We start from the raw sequence: 17,578 nt of genomic DNA, 5'->3' as shown, positions 1-17,578 counted from the left end.
GTTCGATGCGCTGGGCCGGCAGGTGCGCATGCAGCCCGCCCCTGCCACCAGCTCCGAAGCTACAGTGTCGCTCGCGGGCCTGCCGGCTGGCCTCTACGTGCTGCGCTGCGGCGCGCTGCACCAGCGCCTGACAGTGGAATAAGGCAGCTGACCACGAAGCAAAAAGAGGGCTAACCGATTGGTCAGCCCCCTTTTTGCGTTTGGCAAAGGCGTAGCGACGCGGCATTTCGCGTCTGCGGGTCCGCACCGCATGGGCGCGGCTCCAAAGCCTCTCAACGCCGAGACGAGCAGTGTCGCGTTTTTACATCGGAGTTATTTCTCGCCCTTCAAAATGCGGTACAGCCGCGCACCATGCCGCCGCACGTAAGGCGCAAACTCGCCCGTAGCAGCAGTCTTTTTGCCGCTCCACAGGTCGCGCACCGTGCACTGGCCCGCCAGCCCCAGCTGCGCCAGCGCCACCGGAATCTGCACCGAATCGGCCGGGGCGGGCAGCAGCGGGCTTTTGGTGAACACCAGGAATTGCATGGTGCCGCCGGTGTTCTGCCCCGCGGCCGCCTTGTCGAGGCCGGCCGTGGCCCGGAAGTGGGTGTAGCCGGCCGGCAGCGCGTACTCAATCAGCGAGTTGGCGTGGGTGCCGATGCCTTGCGCGTAGGTTTTGTCGGCCACGATGAGCGGCGCGCCCGACACGCTTTTGTCCTTCGTGGCCTGGCCCCAGCCGGCGGTGGCGCTCTGCCAGGGCAGTTCGGTAAGGCTTTTGGTGGTGGTGGCGTTGCTGAGCGTGGGGTTCAGCCAGTCGGCGTGGTCCCAGGCGCTGCCGTCGCCGCCGTCGCGCACGCTCAGGTAGAGCTTGCTGGCACCAGTAATGTCGACGTCGACGGGCTGGCTTTGGCCGGGCGTTTGGCGGTTGATGACGGCGCTGGCCCAGGCGGCTTCGCGGGCGGGGGCCATTTCCTGGTCCTGGGCATTGAAGAGGGCCAGGAACTTGTCGCCGGTGGCGGGGTCGTCGGCGGTCCAGGCCACGAGGTCGCCGCGCCGGAACAGCTGGCGGTTGTGCGTGCTGCCGCGGTGCATGGCCAGCACGTTTTTGTTGGTGAGCAGCCCCAGCGTGAACGGGTCGTTGCTGGGCAGGTCGCCGCCAAACATCAGCGGCGAGCGGAAGATGCTCCAGAGCGTCATCAGCGTGTACTGCTCGTCGCGGGTGAAGCGGCTCATGCGGTCGTCGCCCCGCTCGGCGCGGATGCCCAGCCGGCCCAGCGGCAGCATGTCCGCATCCGGATACGCGCCGAACTGGATGTGCGGAGCCCAGCGGTTGCACACCTCGAAATGCTCCTTCAGCTGTTCCCAGCTGTCCCAGAAATCGCCCACGGTGCGCCACATATTGGCATTGGCAGCCACGTGCCTAGCCTCGGCAATGGGTGTTTCGCCGGGCGAGGTGCTGAACACGATTTTGCGCCCCGACTTATCAATGGCCCGCCGAATCATCTCCACCTCGGCCTTGTGGTAGGGCTCCGACAGGTCGTCGACCTTCACAAAATCGAGCCCCCACGCGGCGTAGAGCTTGAACAGCGAATCGTAATACTCCTGCGCGCCCGGCCCGGTTTTCACCGTGTACATGTCGTGCAGCCAGGCTGCCTGTCCCTCCTTCGAGTAGATATCGGCGGCCGTGAGTTTGGTGCCCAGAATCGGCAGCCGGCGCTGCACCGCCACCACCGGCACGCCGCGCATGATATGAATACCGAATTTCAATCCCTTGCCGTGCAGGTAATCGGCCAGCGGCCGAAAGCCCTTGCCCCCGGCCGCCGACGGAAACCGGTTCACCGCCGGCACGAGGCGGCCGTAGGCATCGATGCTCCAGGCGGGGTCTTTCTCGTTGTAGCCGTGGGCGGTGTCGTTGCCCACGTACCAGCGAATGTCCACCACCACGTACTCCCAACCGCTGCTTTTGAGGTTTTTGGCCATGTAGTCGGCGTTGGCGCGTACCTCGGCTTCGGTCACGGTGGGGCCGTAGCAGTCCCAGCTGTTCCAGCCCATCGGGGGCGTGGGGGCCCAGGCGTGGAAGTCGGTTTTGGGCGCGGGCGCGGCTTTCGGCGCAGCCTTTTGGGCCGCCAGCGGCTGGGTGGCCAGCGTGGCGAGCAGGGCGAGCGGCAGGAGGCGTTGGGGCGTTTTCATAGGATGGGCGTGTGGGTTGGATTACCATCAAAACGGTCATGCTGAGCTTGTCGAAGCATCTCTACCGCTTCGTTGCAATCAGCATTGATTACTACTGCGGTAGAGATGCATCGACAGGCTCAGCATGACGTTCTTGTTTCTATCGTGCTTACCCTACCAGAACTTCGTGTACAAAGCCGTCAGCATCAACATGGTAATCACAATCAGCGTCATCGTTTGCGTGCTCACGCGGAACATGCTGGCGTCGAGCTGAATGGAGCGGGCATTCACCACCGGGCCGGCGAGGCTCACGGCCACCATCAGCACCATCGTGATGGCAAACGACAGGCCCATGCAAATCAGGAAGGGGATTTCGTACACGCCCGCGCTGTTGCGGAAAGCGGTGTAGAGCAGGGTTTCGGGGCCCAGCACGGCGGGCGCGTAGTTGTTGAAGAACACCGACAGCGCAAAGCCCGCCAGAATACCTACAATGCCGGCCGTGGCTGTGGTGCGCTTCCAGAACATGCCCAGCAGGAACACCGCCAGAATGCCGGGCGAGATGAAGCCCGTGTATTTCTGAATGAACTGGAAGCCGCCCTCGCCGCCAATGCCCAGCAGGTCCTTCCAGGTGAAGCACACGCTCAGAATTACGGCCGCCAGAATGGTGAAGCGGCCCACCAGCACCTGCTTTTTCTCCGAAGCGTCCTTGTTGAGGTAGCGCTTATAAATGTCGAGGGTGAAGATGGTCGAAATCGAGTTCACCTTGCCCGCCAGCGAGGCCACGATGGCAGCCGTGAGGGCGGCCATGCTCAGGCCCTTCAGGCCATTCGGCAGGAAGGTGAGAATGGCCGAATAGGCGTTGTCGGAGTTGAACGCGCCGGTGCTCGACATCTCCGCTTGCAGGCTGCCGTTGCGGTAAAGCACGTAGGCTGCGATGCCGGGCAGCATCACAATCACGGGCATCATCAGCTTGAGAATGCCGGCAAACAGGATGCCGGTGCGGGCCGTGTGCAAATCGGCGCCCAGCGCGCGCTGGGTGATGTACTGGTTGCAGCCCCAGTAGTTCAGGTTCACAATCCACTGCCCGGCGAAGTACATGGCGATGCCGGGCAGGGCCAGGTATTTATCCACTTCCACCTGCGGCGTGCCACTGGTGGGCTTGGCAAATATCATCTTGAAGTGGTCGGGCGCCTTGTCCATCAGGGCCGTGAAGCCCGAGATGGCGCCGCCGCCCAGGCCAAACTTGGTGCTCACCAAGCTGAGCGCGATGTACGTCGTAACGAGGCCGCCCACCACGAGCACCACCACCTGCACCACGTCGGTGTAGCCCACCACCTTCATGCCGCCAATCGAAATCAGCAGCGCAAACAGCGCCAGCAGGATGATGATGGTGTGGAAGGAGTCGCCGCCCACGAGGTTGCTCAGCGCCAGCGCGCCCAGGTAGAGAATGGACGTGAGGTTGACCAGCACGTACAAAAACAGCCAGAAGATGCTCATAATCAGGCTCAGCGTCGAGTTGTAGCGCTGCTCCAGAAACTGCGGCATCGTGGAGATTCTATTCTTCAGATACACCGGCATGAAGAATACAGCCACGATGATGAGCACCACGGCCGCCACCCACTCGTAGGCCGCCACCGCCACGCCCACCTTGAAGCCCGAACCCGACATGCCAATGAACTGCTCGGCCGAGATGTTGGAGGCAATCATGCTCGCGCCAATGGCCCACCACGTGAGCGAGCCCTCGGCCAGAAAGTAGTCTTTGGTGCTCTGCTCGGCCTTTTTCTTGCTCTGGTAGATGTAGAAGCCGTAGCCCGACACGCCAATCAGGTAAAAGAAAAAGACCAGCAGGTCCACTGTAGTCAGGTTGTTCCGCATTGGGAAGGGGTTGGGTGGGCTTGAGAGATTGTTGGGTTAAATCAGAACGTCATGCTGAGCGCAGCCGAAGCATCTCGCTCGCTTCGTTGCAATAGCATTGATTACTGCTGCACGCGAGATGCTTCGGCTACGCTCAGCATGACGTTCTTTTTCTATCGTTCTGTTAAGGCGTGTTCTAGCAGCCGGCGAAGGCCACTTCGTTGTACCGCAGCTCGTTTTTGAACGTCCGCATTTTAGTATCCGCGTCGATGATGACGAACTCGATGCCGGCCATTTCGGCGAAGTCTTCGAGGTACTCGGCGGTCAGGTTCTGGCTGTAGCCGGTGTGGTGGGCGCCGCCGGCCAGAATCCAGGCGGCGGCGCCGGTGTTCAGGTCGGGCAGCACTTTCCAGAGCACGCGGGCCACGGGTAGCTTGGGCAGGTCCTGGGCGGGCAGCACGGCCTCCACTTCGTTTACAATCATGCGGAAGCGGTGGCCGAGGTCCACGATGGTGGCGTTCAGGGCCGGGCCGGCGGGGCAGTTGAACACCAGGCGGGCCGGGTCGGCCTTGCCGCCGATGCCCAGCGGATGCACTTCCACCTTCACCTTGCCTTCGGCGATGCTGGGGCAGATTTCGAGCATGTGCGAGCCGAGCACCTGCTCGTTGCCGGGCTCGAAGTGGTAGGTGTAATCTTCCATAAAGGAGTTGCCGCCGGGCAGCCCCGCGCCCATCACCTTCATGGCGCGCACCAGGGCCGAGGTTTTCCAGTCGCCCTCGCCGCCGAAGCCGTAGCCCTCGGCCATGAGGCGCTGCGTGGCAATGCCGGGCAGCTGCGCCATGCCGTGCAGGTCCTCGAAGGTGTCGGTGAAGCCGATGGCCTGGGTGTCCTGCAGGAATTTGCGCATGCCCAATTCAATCCGGGCGGCTTCGCGCAGGCTGTCGCGCTGGGTGCCGCCGGCTTTCAGGTCGTCGGCCAGGTCGTATTCCTGTTCGTAGGTGGCCAGCAGCGCGTCCACGTCGGCATCCGAAGCGGCGTTGATAACGGCCACCAAATCGCCGATGCCGTAGGTGTTCACCGAGTAGCCAAACTTGAATTCAGCCTCCACTTTGTCGCCTTCGGTCACGGCCACGTAGCGCATGTTGTCGCCGAAGCGCACGATGCGCGCGCCCTGCCAGTCGGCCCAGGCGCAAGCCGCCCGCGCCCAGATGCTGAGGCGCTCGTGCACATCGGCGCTCTGCCAGTGGCCCACCACCACCTTGCGCTTCAGCTTCAGCCGCGCCCCGATGAAACCAAACTCGCGGTCGCCGTGCGCCGACTGGTTGGTGTTCATGAAGTCCATGTCGATGTCGGCCCATGGAATGTCGCGGTTGAACTGCGTGTGCAGGTGCGCCAGCGGCTTCTGCAGAATCTTCAGGCCGTTTATCCACATTTTGGCCGGCGAAAAGGTGTGCATCCAGGCAATCAAACCCACGCAATTCTCGGTGGTGTTGGCCTCGCGCACCAACTGCGTAATGGCGTCCGGGCCCGTAAGCACGGGCTTATACACGATTTTGATGGGCAGCGCCGAGCCCAGGGCTTCGGCAATCTGCTGCGAGTGCTGGGCCACCTGCTCCAGGGTTTCGGGGCCGTAGAGGTGCTGGCTGCCGGTAATGAACCAGGCTTCGTAGTGCGAGAGGTCAATCATAATGTAGCGCGGACTTTGTAGTCCGCGAGTGAATAGTTGAGGAGGGGAATTCTTACAGTCGCGGACTACAAAGTCCGCGCTACATGGCTACTGCCCGTAGTAGGATTTCGCGCCGTGCTTGCGCTCGTAGTGCTTGGTAATGAGGGCGTCCTTGAGTCGTTCCACGCCCGGCCGCAGCGTGCAGCTGAGGTAGGCCAGGCGGGCCAACTCTTCGAGCACGGCGCTGTGGTATACGGCCTTCTCCACGGTTTTGCCCCAAGTGAAGGGCGCGTGGTTGCCCACGAGAATCATCTCTACTTCGCTCGGCGAGAGGCCGCGCTTGGCAAACTCGTTGATGATTTGCCAGCCGGTCTGGTGCTCGTAGTCGCCCTCGATGAGCTCGTCGCTCATGGGCGGGGCGCAGGGCACGTCCACCGTCAGGTGGTCGGCGTGGGTGGTGCCCAGAATCGGAATATCAAGCTGGGCCTGGGCCCAGGCGGTGGCGTAAGTGCTGTGCGTATGCACGATGCCGCCAATCTCGGGCCACTGCTTGAATAGCAGCGCGTGCGTCTTGGTATCGGACGAGGGCCGCTTGCTGCCTTCCACCGCGTTGCCTTCGAAGTCGACAATCACAATGTCCTCGGGCGTGAGCGTGGCGTAGGGCACGCCGCTGGGCTTGATGGCGAACACGCTGCGCTCGCGGTCGACCACGCTGGCGTTGCCGAAGGTAAAGAGCACCAGCCCAAGCTTGGGCAGCTGCATGTTGGCCTCGTAGCAGGCTTGTTTCAGGGCTTGGTATTGGCTCATTTTAATGGGGGTGGTGTTTCAACAGGTCATGCTGAGCGCAGTCGAAGCATCTCTCCCGCTTCGTTGAATCGATTTGAATTAGTGTTGCGGGAGAGATGCTTCGACAAGCTCAGCATGACGTTCTTCCGTCGCGGATTTGCTCTGCTCCTCCCCTACCGTCGCCGTTTCCACAAACTGCCCAAAGGCCTGGTACTGCGCGTAGCGGGCGGCGTAGTCGGCCACACGGGCGGGGTTGGGCAGGTAGGTTTCGGCAAAGCCCGAGCCCATGGCCTTCTGCGCGGTCGTCACGTCGGGCTGAATGCCGGCGGCCACGGCGGCGTAGATGGCCGAGCCCAGCGCGGGCGCCTGCTCCGACACGGCGATTTTGATGGGCCGGTCGAGCACGTCGGCCAGGGTCTGCATCACGAAGCGCGACTTTTTGGCCACACCGCCGATGCCGATGACCTGCTTAATCGGGATGCCTTCGCTTTCAAACCGCTCCACAATCTGCTTCGAGCCGTAGCAGATTGCCTCCACCAGTGCCCGGAAAATCTGCGGGGCGTTGGTACCCATGGTCAGGTTCATCAGCGCGCCTTTCAGGGCCTGGTTGGCGTCGGGCGTGCGGCGGCCGTTCACCCAGTCCAGCGCCAGCACATGCGATTCGGCGGGGTCGACGGCGGCGGCCGCGTCGCTGAGCTGCACCAGCAGCGCGTCGCTCATCTCCTCGCGCAGGGCGGCCTGCAATTCCGGCGTCAGCACCTTCGACTGCGGCAGCACGTTGTGCAACGGCCACTCCACGATGTTGCGGAACCAGGCCAGCAAGTCGCCGAAGGCCGACTGCCCGGCCTCCAGGCCCAGCATGCCGGGAATCACCGAGCCATCGACCTGCCCACAGATGCCGGCCACGAGGTGGTCGCCCACTTCGGCGGTGGGGGCCACTACGATGTCGCAGGTGCTGGTGCCCATCACCTTCACCATCGAGTAGGCTTCAATCTCGCCCGCCACCGCGCCGGCGTGCGCATCGAACGAGCCCACGGCTACCACGGTGGCGGTGCTCAGACCTAGGCGCTGCGCCCACTCCGCGGAGAGGTGGCCGGCCACCTGGTCGGCGGTGTAGGTTTCATTAAATAATCGATTGTGTAAACCAGCCAGTTTTGGCTCGAGATACGTGAGAAAATGCTCCGACGGCAGGCCGCCCCAGTTCTCGTGCCACATGGCCTTGTGGCCGGCGGCGCAACGGCTGCGGCGGAAGCTGGCGAGGTCGCCGCCCGTGAGCAGCAACGTCATCCAGTCGCAGTGCTCCATCCAGGAGTGCGCGGCGGCGGCCACGGTCTCGTCTTCGCGCAGGATGTGCATGATTTTCGCCCAAAACCACTCCGACGAGTAGATGCCGCCCTCAAAGCGGGTGTAGTCTTCGCCGCCCCAGGTGCGGGCCTTGTGGTTGATTTCGGCCGCTTCGGCCAGCGCCGTGTGGTCTTTCCAAAGCACGAACAGCGCGTTGGGGTTCTCGGCAAACTCGGGTAGCAGGCCCAGGGCCACGCCGTTGGCGTTCACCGGGCCGGGCGTGCTGCCGGTGGTATCGATAGCCAGGCCCACAATCTGGGCGGCGGGCACCTGCTGGGCCACTTGGCGCACAGTGCTTTCGAGGCCCTCGATGTAGTCGAGCGGGTGCTGACGGAACTGGTTTTTAGTGGCTTGGCAGTAGCGGCCGGCCTTCCAGCGCGGGTAGTAGTGCACGGCCTGGGCGATTTCGGCCCCGGTGCGGGCATTCACGAGCAGGGCCCGCACGGAGTCGGTGCCGTAGTCGATGCCGATGACGTAAGCGGTGGGATTTTCTTGCACGGTGATGGGATTAAGGGGCGGGGGAATGGCGCGGCGGCAGTAGCCGAGAGGTTGTTTGCAGCAGTAGTTTGGGCGCCGCAAACCAGAGCAGTCAACTTGGAAATTATGCCGGGTCGGCAAGTTTTTCCAAAGTTAGATTATCGATTGTGAAAAACTACTGTTTTCGGGATTATTTCTCGTTAATGAAATTGCCATATGCATGACAAAAAACGCAGCCGAAGCATCTCTACTGCAATAGTAATTATTTACTTGCGCGGTAGAGATGCTTCGGCTGCGCGGACGCCAGATAAGCATGACAAATCCGAACCTGCGCCTACTTGCGCACGCCGAAGGTGTAGGTGCTCACCGTGTGGTAGGTTTCGCCCGGCTTCAGCACGGTACTGGGGAACTTGGGCTGGTTGGGCGAATCGGGAAAGTGCTGGGTTTCGAGGCAGAAGCCGGCGTGCTTGCCGTACACGGTGCCGCCCTTGCCCGTGAGGCTGCCGTCGAGGAAGTTGCCGGTGTAGAACTGAATGCCGGGCTGGTCGGTGGTTACTTCCATGGTGCGGCCCGAGGCGGGGTCGTACACGGTGGCTGCACTGTGCTGGCCGGTGGCGGTGTTCAGCACCCAGTTGTGGTCGTAGCCGCCGGGCACCTGCGCAATGCGCTCGCCGATGGCGTGGGGCGTGAGGAAATCGAAGGGCGTGCCCTTCACCGGGCGTAGCTCGCCGGTCGGAATCAAGTCGGCGTCGACCACGGTGTAGCGGTCGGCGGGCAGGGTTACTTCGTGGGCCAGAATGTCTTTGCTCACGCCGTGGCTCAGGTTGAAGTAGGCGTGGTTGGTGAGGTTGACGACGGTGGCCTTGTCGGTGGTGGCGGTGTAGTCGATTTGCAGGGCGTTGGCGTCGGTGAGGGTGTACACCACCGTGATTTGCAGGTTGCCGGGGTAGCCTTCCTCGCCGTCCTTGCTCAGGTATTTCAGCGTGAGCGTCTGGCCGGCGGGCGAGGTGCCGGGCGTGGCTTCCCAGATGCGCTGGTCGTAGCCCGTTTTGCCGCCGTGCAGGCTGTTGGCGCCGTTGTTGGTGGGCAGCTGGTACTGCTTGCCGTCGAGCGTGAATTTGCCTTTGGCGATGCGGTTGCCGTAGCGGCCGATGAGCGCGCCGATGTAAGGGTTGGCCTTGCGGAAGGCCGGGCTCTGGTAGTCGCTCACGCTGTCGAAGCCCAGCACTACGTCGCCCATCTTACCGTCTTTGTCGGGCATCATCAGGCTCACGAGGGTGCCGGCGTAGTTGGTGATGGCGGCCTTGGCGCCCTGCTTGTTGGTGAGGGTGAAGAGCTGAATCTCGGTCCCGTCGAGGGCTTTGCCGAAGGAAGTGGAAGTAGGCATGGCAGCGGCTTGCGTGGAGGTGGAGTCGGCGGCCGGAGCCGTCGTGGTGGTTTGCTCTGCCGATTGGTTAGACCCGCAGGCGGCCAGCAACAGCAGGCCGGGCAATGTTACGGCCAGCAGCCCGGAACGACGAAATGACATCATAGATGAAGTGGGGAAATGAATGACAGCGTGAGGATTAAAAACAGCGCAGCAACCGGGTGGTAGGCTACTGCACCGTCAGCTTTTGGGTGGCTATGGCCGCGCCCTGCTGCACCCGCACCAGGTAGAGGCCGGGGGCGAGCGTGGTTTCGACGGCCAGCCGGGTTTGAGCGGCGGCGTAGGCCTGGCGGTGCACCAGCTGCCCCTGCAGGTTGAACACAGCCACGGTGGTCGCGGCCGCCTTATTAGCGCCCAAATCGACGGTGAACCCGCCACGCTCAGCCGGCACCGGGAAGATGCTCACGCCCGCGAGCTGCTGCGCGCCGGCGGTGGCCAGGGCCGTGTTCGTGAGGGTGAAGCGCTGGTTGGCCAGGCCGTTGTAGTCGAACAAGCCCAGCTGCTGGCCGGCGGTGGTGGAGGCATTGGGCACCTCCACCGCGCGGCCGCCGTTCAGCGAGGTGAGTACGAGCGTGCCGTCGTTGGCGCGGTTGATGTGGAACTGCTTGCAACTGATGAAACTGTAGTTGCCGAGTTGTAGCAGCGAGCCGTTGGTGGGTGAGCAGTTAGCCACCGTGGCGGCCAGGCCGCCCTGGGCGCTGGTGATTTTGTAGTCGCCGTCGCCGAGTGGGGTGAAGTCCCAGCGCTGGCAGGGTTGGCTGGTGCGGGCGGCCTGCACAATGGGCTGGCCGCTGGCGCCGGTGCAGCCGCTTGCTTCCCACACGAGGCCGGCGCTGGTGCCCACCTCGTAGCGGCCGGCGGGGGCCCAGTCGCGCGTTACCACGGGCCAGCCGGCATCCCAGGTCAGCTTGGCGAGGCCGAGCTTAGGGGCGCCGTTGTCTTCGCCGTCGTAGTAGTGGTGCGAGAAGAAGTTGGCGCCGCCTTCGCTGATGATGCCGGCGTGGCCGGGGCCCACGTAGCGGCCCGACACGTTAAGCACCAGCGTGCCGCCGCCGTTGTTGATGCTCACGCCACTCTGGTCGAGGAAGGGACCGGTGGGCGAAGTCGAGCGGCCTACCATGATGTAGTAGGTGCTGTTCACGCCGTTGCAGCACGCGCCGCGGTTGAAGAACATGTAGTAGTAGCTGCCGTTTTTGGTGAGGTAGGCGGCTTCGGGGTTGCCGTTCACCACCGCAAACTGGTTGCCCTGGTTGATAATTTTGCCAGTGGCCGCATCGAGCTGCGTGGTGCGGATGCCGCCGAAGAACGAGCCGTAGGTGAACCACACGTCGCCGTTGGTGTCCTTGAAAATGGCCGGGTCGATGGCATTCACGGCGCTGCCGTTGTTGGTTTGAATCACCACGCCCTGGTCAACCCAGTTGTAGTTGGGGCTGCTGGGGTCGAGCGTCACGTTGGTGGCCAGGCCAATGGCCGACACCTTCGAGCCAAACGACGAGCAGGAGTAGTACAGGTAAAACTTGCCGTTCATGAAAATGCAATCCGGCGCCCAGAAATTGCCGCCGAAGCCCGGCACCGCCGTGTTTATCCAGCTCGGGTAGCCGTTGTTCTGGAACACCGGGCGCGGGCCGGCCGTCCACTTCACCAAATCGGTCGAGTACAGGCTGGTGATGCCCTGGCCGGTGGTAAAGGTCCAGTATTTGTTGCCGTCTTTGATGACGGTGGACGGGTCGTGCGCGCCCACGTTGCCCATTTGGGCCTGGGCGGTGAGGCTCAGGAGCGTGAACAGAAACAAGTAAATGGCGCGAGCGGCAAAGCTCACCCCCTGCCCCTCTCCCGCGGAGAGGGGAGCCGGACGATTTGAAATAGAAAGGGTAATAGTGTTACGCATGATTAGGTGGGGATAAATGCGAAAGGTTCTTAGCTAAAATCTGACTACTCAATACTTGGTACTTCCTACTCAAAAGCTACTCTCCGCTGGGCTTGAGGATGTCCACGTTGATGGCCACGGGCACGCCGAAATTGGGCGTGCCGTCGGCGTTCCAGGTGAATTTTTGCATGCGGGGGTTGCGCTTTTCCACGCAGCCTTCGTTGGGGTTGGAGTTGGCGTGGTACACAATCCAGTTCTCGGTGCCGTCTTTCGAGGTGAAGAAGCCGTTGTGGCCGGTGGCGTAGGCGCGGTTGGCGGGGTTCTGCGAAAATACGGGCTGGGGCGATTTCGTCCACGAGGCCGGCAGCATCGGGTCAGCGGTGCTGCTGGTCGTGAGCATGCCCAGCGCGTACTGGTCGGTGCCGCAGAAGCTGGCCGAGTACACCAGGAAGGTTTTGCCGTTGCGCTGGAGAATTTCGGGGCCTTCGTTCACGAAGGGTGGCCCTACATTCTCCCAGCTGAATTCGGGGTGCGACAGCTCCACGCGCGGGCCCGTGAGCGTCCAGGGGTTGCTCATGCGCGAAATCCAGAGGCGCTGGATGGCATCAACCCCGTTGTGTCCCGACCAGATGAGGTAGCGGCTGCCGTTCTGCTCCAGCACGGTGGCATCGATGGCCCAGAAGTCGGCGTTGGGGCTGTAAATCCGGCCTTTATCGACCCAGGTGCCCTTGGTGGGGTCGGCGCTGGCGTTTTCGAGCACCCAGGTGCGCTGCAGGCCGAAGTCGCCGGGCGCCGTGCCGGCCGTGTAGTAGATGTACCATTTGCCGTCGAAGAAGTACAGCTCGGGCGCCCACAGGTTGGCCGAGGCCGCGCCGCTGGCCGGCGGCGTCCAGACCACCGTGGCGGGTGTGGTGCGCAGGTCCGACATTTTTGCCGTTTTCCAGATGGCCAGCCGGTCATTCAGCGTGCTCATGAAGTAGTAGAAGCCGTCCTTCTGCGCCACCCACGGGTCGGGCCCCGAGGGCAGCAGCGGGTTCTGAAACGTGGGCCCCGTGTTGGTCGTCACGGGCGGCGGCACAAAGGGCGTGGTCGGCGCCTTGGCGCAGCCGGCTGCGCCCAGCAGCACGAACAGCAACAGGCTTCGGAATCGGGGAATTGGCATGGGGTGGGATAAGCAGGCCGTGGGAAAGGGAAAGCGCAACTACATATTGTTTGGGGCTGAGCTCGTCGAGCCGATGGTTGCCGCAGGCCGGGCAGCGCTACTGCCTCGTTCTATGGACCCACCAGCCGCAACAACGAACTTGTTCCACCACGTTCGTTGCCGAGAACGAGTTACTCGCGCGGTACAGCTGCCGGCCTCACAACTACCTTCGGCTCGACCAGCTCAGCCCAATATTCCTAGAAACCCGGGTTTTGCCGCAGGCTTTTATCAATGTCGATATCGGTCTGCGGGATGGGCAGCAGCTTGTTTTTGGGCGAGATGAAGTTGTTGAAGTCGGCGTCGCGGGCGCGCAGCTCGTTCAGGCCGGCGGCCGAATCGAACAGCCCGTAGCGCACCAAGTCGCTCCAGCGCGTGCCTTCGCCGGCCAACTCGGTGATGCGCTCGTGGCGCAGCTGGTCGCGCAGGTCACTCTGCGTAAACGTACCAGTCAGCGGCGTCAGGTTCACCGAGGGGCGCTGGCGCACCTGGTTGATGAGCGGCAGGGCATCGGCCGGGCGGCCCAGCTCGTTCAGGGCTTCGGCCTGCATCAGCAGCACGTCGGCGTAGCGAATCAGGCGAATGTTGATGCCCGAGAAGAAGTCTTCGAAGTTGCGGGTGCGGTCGTTCTGATACTTGCGCCACAGCAGCCGCGTGGGGTTGATGTTGAGGCTATTGGCCCCGACGCCGGCAAACGACTTGCCATAGAGCGTGGGCGTGCCCACAGCGCTGAACAGAGTGTTGTCGCGGCGGGGGTCGACGCCGCCCGCGGCCGTCTGGTCGTAGTATTCCTGAAACAGCCAGCGGCGCACTTCCACGTCGGTGAAGCCGATGCCGGGAGGGCCGAAGAACTGGGCGCGCTCGTTGCCCTCGGCGGCGCCGGCAAAGTCCTGCCCGAAGTTCTTGTTCACGCCCGAAAACTGCACCTCATAGATGGACTCGCTGTTATTCTCGTTGCTCTCGGTAAAGTTGTCGGCGTAGTTGTTCACCAGCGCGTACTTGCCCGAGCCAATCACCTCGGCGAACTGCTTCGAGGCCTCGGCCCAGTTGCGCTGCTGCATGTACACCTTGCCCATGAGGGCGGCGGCAGCCCCACGAGTGGCGCGGCCCAGGTTGGTGGCGTCGTAGCTGGCGGGCAGGCCTTCTTTGGCCGTCGTCAGGTCCCTTATAATCTGGGCATACACCTGGTCCTGCGACACCTGGGGCACACGGGTGGCGGCGTCGGCCAGGGTCGTCACGAGCGGCAGGTTGCCGAACAGCAAAGCCAAATCGTAGTAGCACAGCGAGCGCAGAAACAGCGCCTCGGCCAGAATCTGCTTTTTCTGGGTGGCGTCCATGTCAATGGCCGGCACCTTGGTCAGCACCTGGTTGGCCCGGAAAATCATGCGGTACATGTCGTTCCACAGGAAAGCCGAGCGGCCATCGGTGGTGCTCACCTGCCGGAACACCAGGTACTGGTTCAGGTTGGGGTCAGGCGTGTTGGTGAACGACTCGTCGGTGCGGCCCGTGGTGGCAAAGTGCCAGTACAGGCTGTAGGTCGAGAAAATCTGCTGGCCCGAGTACACGGCCAGCACGGCACGGTTGGCGTCGTCGGCCGTTTTCCAGAACTGCCCGGTGCTGGGCACGTTGGGGTTCACCTGCTCCAGCAGGTCTTTGTTGCAGCTGGTGGTGCTCAGCAGCAGCACGCTGCCCACGGCCAGCAGGGATTTTTTAGAAAATTTCATGGCGAGAAAGTCGAAGGAGGAAGAACAATGCGGCAATGCCAGCCCTTAGAAATTGACCTGCAGGCCACCCGTGAAGGTGCGCACGTTGGGATAGGTGCCGTTGTCGAGGCCGCGGCCGAAAATGCCCGTGCCGGGCGTTTCGGGGTCGAAGCCAGTGTATTTGGTGAAAGTCACGATGTTGCGGCCCGTCACGTACACGCGCACGGTGCCCAGGCTGGGCACTTTGCTCGTTAGGTTTTTAGGGAAGGTGTAGCCCAGCTGCACGTTTTTCAGGCGCAGGTAGCTGCCGTCTTCCACCCAGCGGGTACTGGCCAGTTCGAAGTTCTTCACGGCCTCGGCCCCACCGCCATACACGAGGCGCGGCGTGGTGTTGCTCTGGTTTTCGGGGGTCCAGGGCGTGAGGTCGCGGCGGAAGTTGGTGTCGCCGTTCAGGCCGTCCACTGCCGTGCGGGTGATGTTGAGCACGTCGTTACCGCTCACGCCCTGCCAGAACACGCTCAGGTCGAACCCTTTGAAGCCCGCGGTCAGGTTCAGGCCGTACTGCAGCGTGGGGAAGGGGTTGCCGTAGTATTGGCGGTCGCCGGCATACGTAATGGTGCCATCGCCATTCACGTCCTTGTACTTCACGTCGCCGGGCTTGGCCAGGGGCTGAATCACCTTGCCATCGGCACTCTTGTAGTTGTCGATTTCGGCCTGGCTCTGGAAAATGCCCAGCATGTCGAGCAAGTAGAGGCGGCTGATGGGCTGGCCCACTTCCGTGCGCGTCACCCCAAAATCGCCCGGAATCACGGGCTGAATGTCCGAGAGTTGCAGCACCTTGTTGCGCACCGTGGCCAGGGTCAGGTCGGCGCCGTAGGTGAACGCCTTGCGGTTTTCGTGGTAGCCCAGGGCAAACTCCCAGCCTTTATTTTCAATCTTGCCCAAGTTGGTGAAGGGCTGAGCGAAGCCAGCCGTACCCAAGTAAGCGGGCAGCGGGGGGCTCACGAGGGCATCCTTCGTGGTCGAGATGTAGTAGTCGGCCGCCAGCGTCAGGCGGCTGTCGAGCAGCGCCAGGTCGAGGCCAAAATCGGTGGTGTAGCGCGACTCCCACCGGATGTTTTTGCTTTCCAGCCCGGTTTGAATAGCCGCCGACTGCAGGGCCTGGCTCGTGCCCAGCGGGTAGAACACCGTCTGGTTCACCGTGGGCTGGTAGAGGTAGGAGCCCGGCAGCAGGTCGTTGCCGTTCACGCCGTAGCTGGCGCGCAGCTTCAGATTGTTCACCGCCGGCAGGGCGTTGCGGAAGAAGTCTTCCTCGCTGATGCGCCAGCCCAGCGAGCCAGCGCCGAAGTTGGCGTAGCGGTTCGAGGCATCGAAGCGCGACGAGCCGTCGCGGCGGAAGCTGCCCGTGACGAGGTAGCGGTTCTTGTAGTCGTAGTTCAGCTGGCTGAAATACGAGCGTTTGGTGTAGGCATCCATGCCACCGCCCACCGTAGCCGGCGAGGCCGTGTTGGTGCCCGCGCCCAGCACGAAGAAATATTGTGGCTGCGACGAGAAGCCCGTGGCGTTGGCCGTGGCGTTGTTCACGTAAGTGGCCTGTTCCGAGTAGCCCACCAGCGCGTTCACGCTGTGCTCGCCAAAGCGCTTGTTAAAATTCAGCGTGTTCTCAACGATGGTAGAAGTGGCCGTGCCCCGGTTTTCGAACAAGTACGTAGTATTCGGGCTCGACTCACCCAGACGGATGTAGCCTTCGCGGCGGGCGTTTTTGTCGTTGTAGTCGTGCACTTCCAGGCCCAGGTTCAGGCGGTACGACAGCCAGTCGGTGAAGGCAAATTCGGCGTTGGCACTGCCCTGCAGGCGGTTGTTTTTCTGCGTGCGGCTCAAAATCTGCTGCGCCCCAATCGGGTTCACCGAGTAGTTGAACAGGTTGGCGCTGCCGTAGCCGTAGCCCCCAAAGTTCTGCGGATTATACACCGGAATACCCGGCAATTCGGCCAGCACATCCACAAACGGCACCTCGTTCAGCAGTGTGGTGTTGATGTGCGTGAGCAGCAGGCTCTCCCCTACCTTGAGGCGGCCGCGGCGCAGGCCCGAGTTCAGGCGCACACTGTAGCGCTCAAACGAAGGCCCCTTCACAATGCCATCCTGCCGGAAATAGCCCCCCGAAAGCAAAAAGTTGCTGGCGCTTTTGTTGCCCGTGCTGCCGCCCGAAAAGCTCAGGTTATAATCCTGCACCTGGCCGGTGCGGAAGAACTCCTTCTGCCAGTCTGTATCGATGGCGTCGGAGTAAGCCGCCGTGCCCTTCACCGAGCCCGGCATGCGCAGCGCGGGGTCGAGGCCGGCGTTGCGGTAGGCCGTGGCGGCGCGGTCGGCCCATTCGCTGTGGTTGGTCAGGTCGAACTTGCGGTAGATGCTTTCGACCCCGCTGTAGCCGTTGAAGCTGATTTTGGGTTCACCGGCCATCCCCTTTTTGGTCGTAATAAGAATAACGCCGTTGGCCCCGCGCGAGCCATACACAGCCGTCGAGGAAGCGTCTTTCAGCACGGTGGTCGACTCAATATCGGCTGGGCTTAGGTCGCGGATGTTGTCAGTCCACAACCCGTCAATCACATACAGCGGATTGCTGCTCGAACCCGTAGTGCCCACGCCGCGAATCAGCACATTGGGCACGGCGCCGGGGTTGCCGGCGCTTTCCACCTGCACGCCGGCCACGCGGCCCTGCAAGCCCTGCACCAGTGTGGGCACCGGCGTTTTGGCGGCTTCCTGCACGTTCACGCTGCTCACGGCGCTAGTTACGTTCTGGCGGTCCTGCGTGAGGTAGCCCACGACCACCACGTCGCCCAGAGCCTTGCTGTCCACGGTCAGCGTCACATCTACTGCTGAGCGGCCACTCACCAGCACTTCTTGGCTGGCGTAGCCCACGAAGGAAAACACCAGCGTCGCGCCCTCGGGCGCTTCAATACTGTAGCGGCCATCGGCGTCGGTCTGGGTGCCAACGCTGGTGCCTTTCACAATCACGTTCACGCCGGGAATGCCCGCACCGCTGGCATCCACTACGCGGCCGGCCACGCCCGCCGCCATTGGCATGGCCACGCGCCACGCGGCCGGAACC

General features: G+C 62.8%; 10 protein-coding genes. All 10 read right to left on the bottom strand.

Annotation, left to right across the window (positions count from 1 at the left end; all coding sequences use genetic code 11):
* Nucleotides 1-312: 312 nt before the first annotated feature.
* Nucleotides 313-2,169: an NPCBM/NEW2 domain-containing protein gene (locus tag ACYVDE_RS03185; RefSeq protein WP_460500035.1), complete on the bottom strand. Its 1,857-nt coding sequence runs from the start codon at nucleotides 2,167-2,169 to the stop codon at nucleotides 313-315.
* Nucleotides 2,170-2,322: 153 nt separating this feature from the next.
* Entirely contained in the window at nucleotides 2,323-4,023 is a 1,701-nt protein-coding gene (locus ACYVDE_RS03180; RefSeq protein ID WP_460500034.1) for an SLC5/6 family protein, read from the bottom strand.
* 175 nt (nucleotides 4,024-4,198) lie between these two features.
* A complete protein-coding gene (gene araA, locus ACYVDE_RS03175; protein WP_460500033.1) occupies nucleotides 4,199-5,689 on the bottom strand; it encodes an L-arabinose isomerase in 1,491 nt (496 codons plus the stop codon).
* Between the two features lie 87 nt (nucleotides 5,690-5,776).
* Nucleotides 5,777-6,475, bottom strand: a complete 699-nt coding sequence (locus ACYVDE_RS03170; protein ID WP_460500032.1) for an L-ribulose-5-phosphate 4-epimerase — start codon at nucleotides 6,473-6,475, stop codon at nucleotides 5,777-5,779.
* 78 nt (nucleotides 6,476-6,553) lie between these two features.
* The gene (locus ACYVDE_RS03165; RefSeq protein ID WP_460500031.1) at nucleotides 6,554-8,296 is read right to left on the bottom strand and encodes a ribulokinase; all 1,743 of its coding nucleotides are present in this window, start codon (nucleotides 8,294-8,296) and stop codon (nucleotides 6,554-6,556) included.
* A 313-nt stretch (nucleotides 8,297-8,609) separates the two neighbouring features.
* On the bottom strand, nucleotides 8,610-9,806 hold the full coding sequence (locus tag ACYVDE_RS03160) for an aldose epimerase family protein (RefSeq protein ID WP_460500030.1): 1,197 nt from the start codon (nucleotides 9,804-9,806) through the stop codon (nucleotides 8,610-8,612).
* 64 nt (nucleotides 9,807-9,870) lie between these two features.
* Nucleotides 9,871-11,589 (bottom strand): family 43 glycosylhydrolase, encoded by a 1,719-nt coding sequence (locus ACYVDE_RS03155; protein WP_460500029.1) that lies wholly within the window; start codon nucleotides 11,587-11,589, stop codon nucleotides 9,871-9,873.
* A gap of 76 nt (nucleotides 11,590-11,665) precedes the next feature.
* A complete protein-coding gene (locus ACYVDE_RS03150) occupies nucleotides 11,666-12,730 on the bottom strand; it encodes a glycoside hydrolase family 43 protein (protein ID WP_460500028.1) in 1,065 nt (354 codons plus the stop codon).
* Between the two features lie 236 nt (nucleotides 12,731-12,966).
* Nucleotides 12,967-14,490 carry a RagB/SusD family nutrient uptake outer membrane protein gene (locus tag ACYVDE_RS03145; RefSeq protein ID WP_460500027.1) on the bottom strand — a complete coding sequence of 508 codons (1,524 nt, stop codon included), beginning with the start codon at nucleotides 14,488-14,490 and terminating at the stop codon, nucleotides 12,967-12,969.
* A 45-nt stretch (nucleotides 14,491-14,535) separates the two neighbouring features.
* Nucleotides 14,536-17,578 (bottom strand): SusC/RagA family TonB-linked outer membrane protein (locus ACYVDE_RS03140; protein WP_460500026.1); only part of this gene is annotated, 3,043 nt, incomplete at its 5' end.

This window comes from Hymenobacter agri (assembly GCF_054778495.1).
The sequence above is the reverse complement of the archived record's forward strand: the minus strand, read 5'-3'. Positions and strand labels throughout refer to the sequence as shown.

Bases quoted from the DNA above. Each gene is read 5' to 3' on its own strand.
- ACYVDE_RS03155 (WP_460500029.1), bottom strand. From the start codon at position 11,589: ATGCGTAACACTATTACCCTTTCTATTTCAAATCGTCCGGCTCCCCTC.
- ACYVDE_RS03185 (WP_460500035.1), bottom strand. From the start codon at position 2,169: ATGAAAACGCCCCAACGCCTCCTGCCGCTCGCCCTGCTCGCCACGCTG.
- ACYVDE_RS03145 (WP_460500027.1), bottom strand. From the start codon at position 14,490: ATGAAATTTTCTAAAAAATCCCTGCTGGCCGTGGGCAGCGTGCTGCTG.
- ACYVDE_RS03150 (WP_460500028.1), bottom strand. From the start codon at position 12,730: ATGCCAATTCCCCGATTCCGAAGCCTGTTGCTGTTCGTGCTGCTGGGC.
- ACYVDE_RS03160 (WP_460500030.1), bottom strand. From the start codon at position 9,806: ATGATGTCATTTCGTCGTTCCGGGCTGCTGGCCGTAACATTGCCCGGC.
- araA (WP_460500033.1), bottom strand. From the start codon at position 5,689: ATGATTGACCTCTCGCACTACGAAGCCTGGTTCATTACCGGCAGCCAG.
- ACYVDE_RS03170 (WP_460500032.1), bottom strand. From the start codon at position 6,475: ATGAGCCAATACCAAGCCCTGAAACAAGCCTGCTACGAGGCCAACATG.
- ACYVDE_RS03180 (WP_460500034.1), bottom strand. From the start codon at position 4,023: ATGCGGAACAACCTGACTACAGTGGACCTGCTGGTCTTTTTCTTTTAC.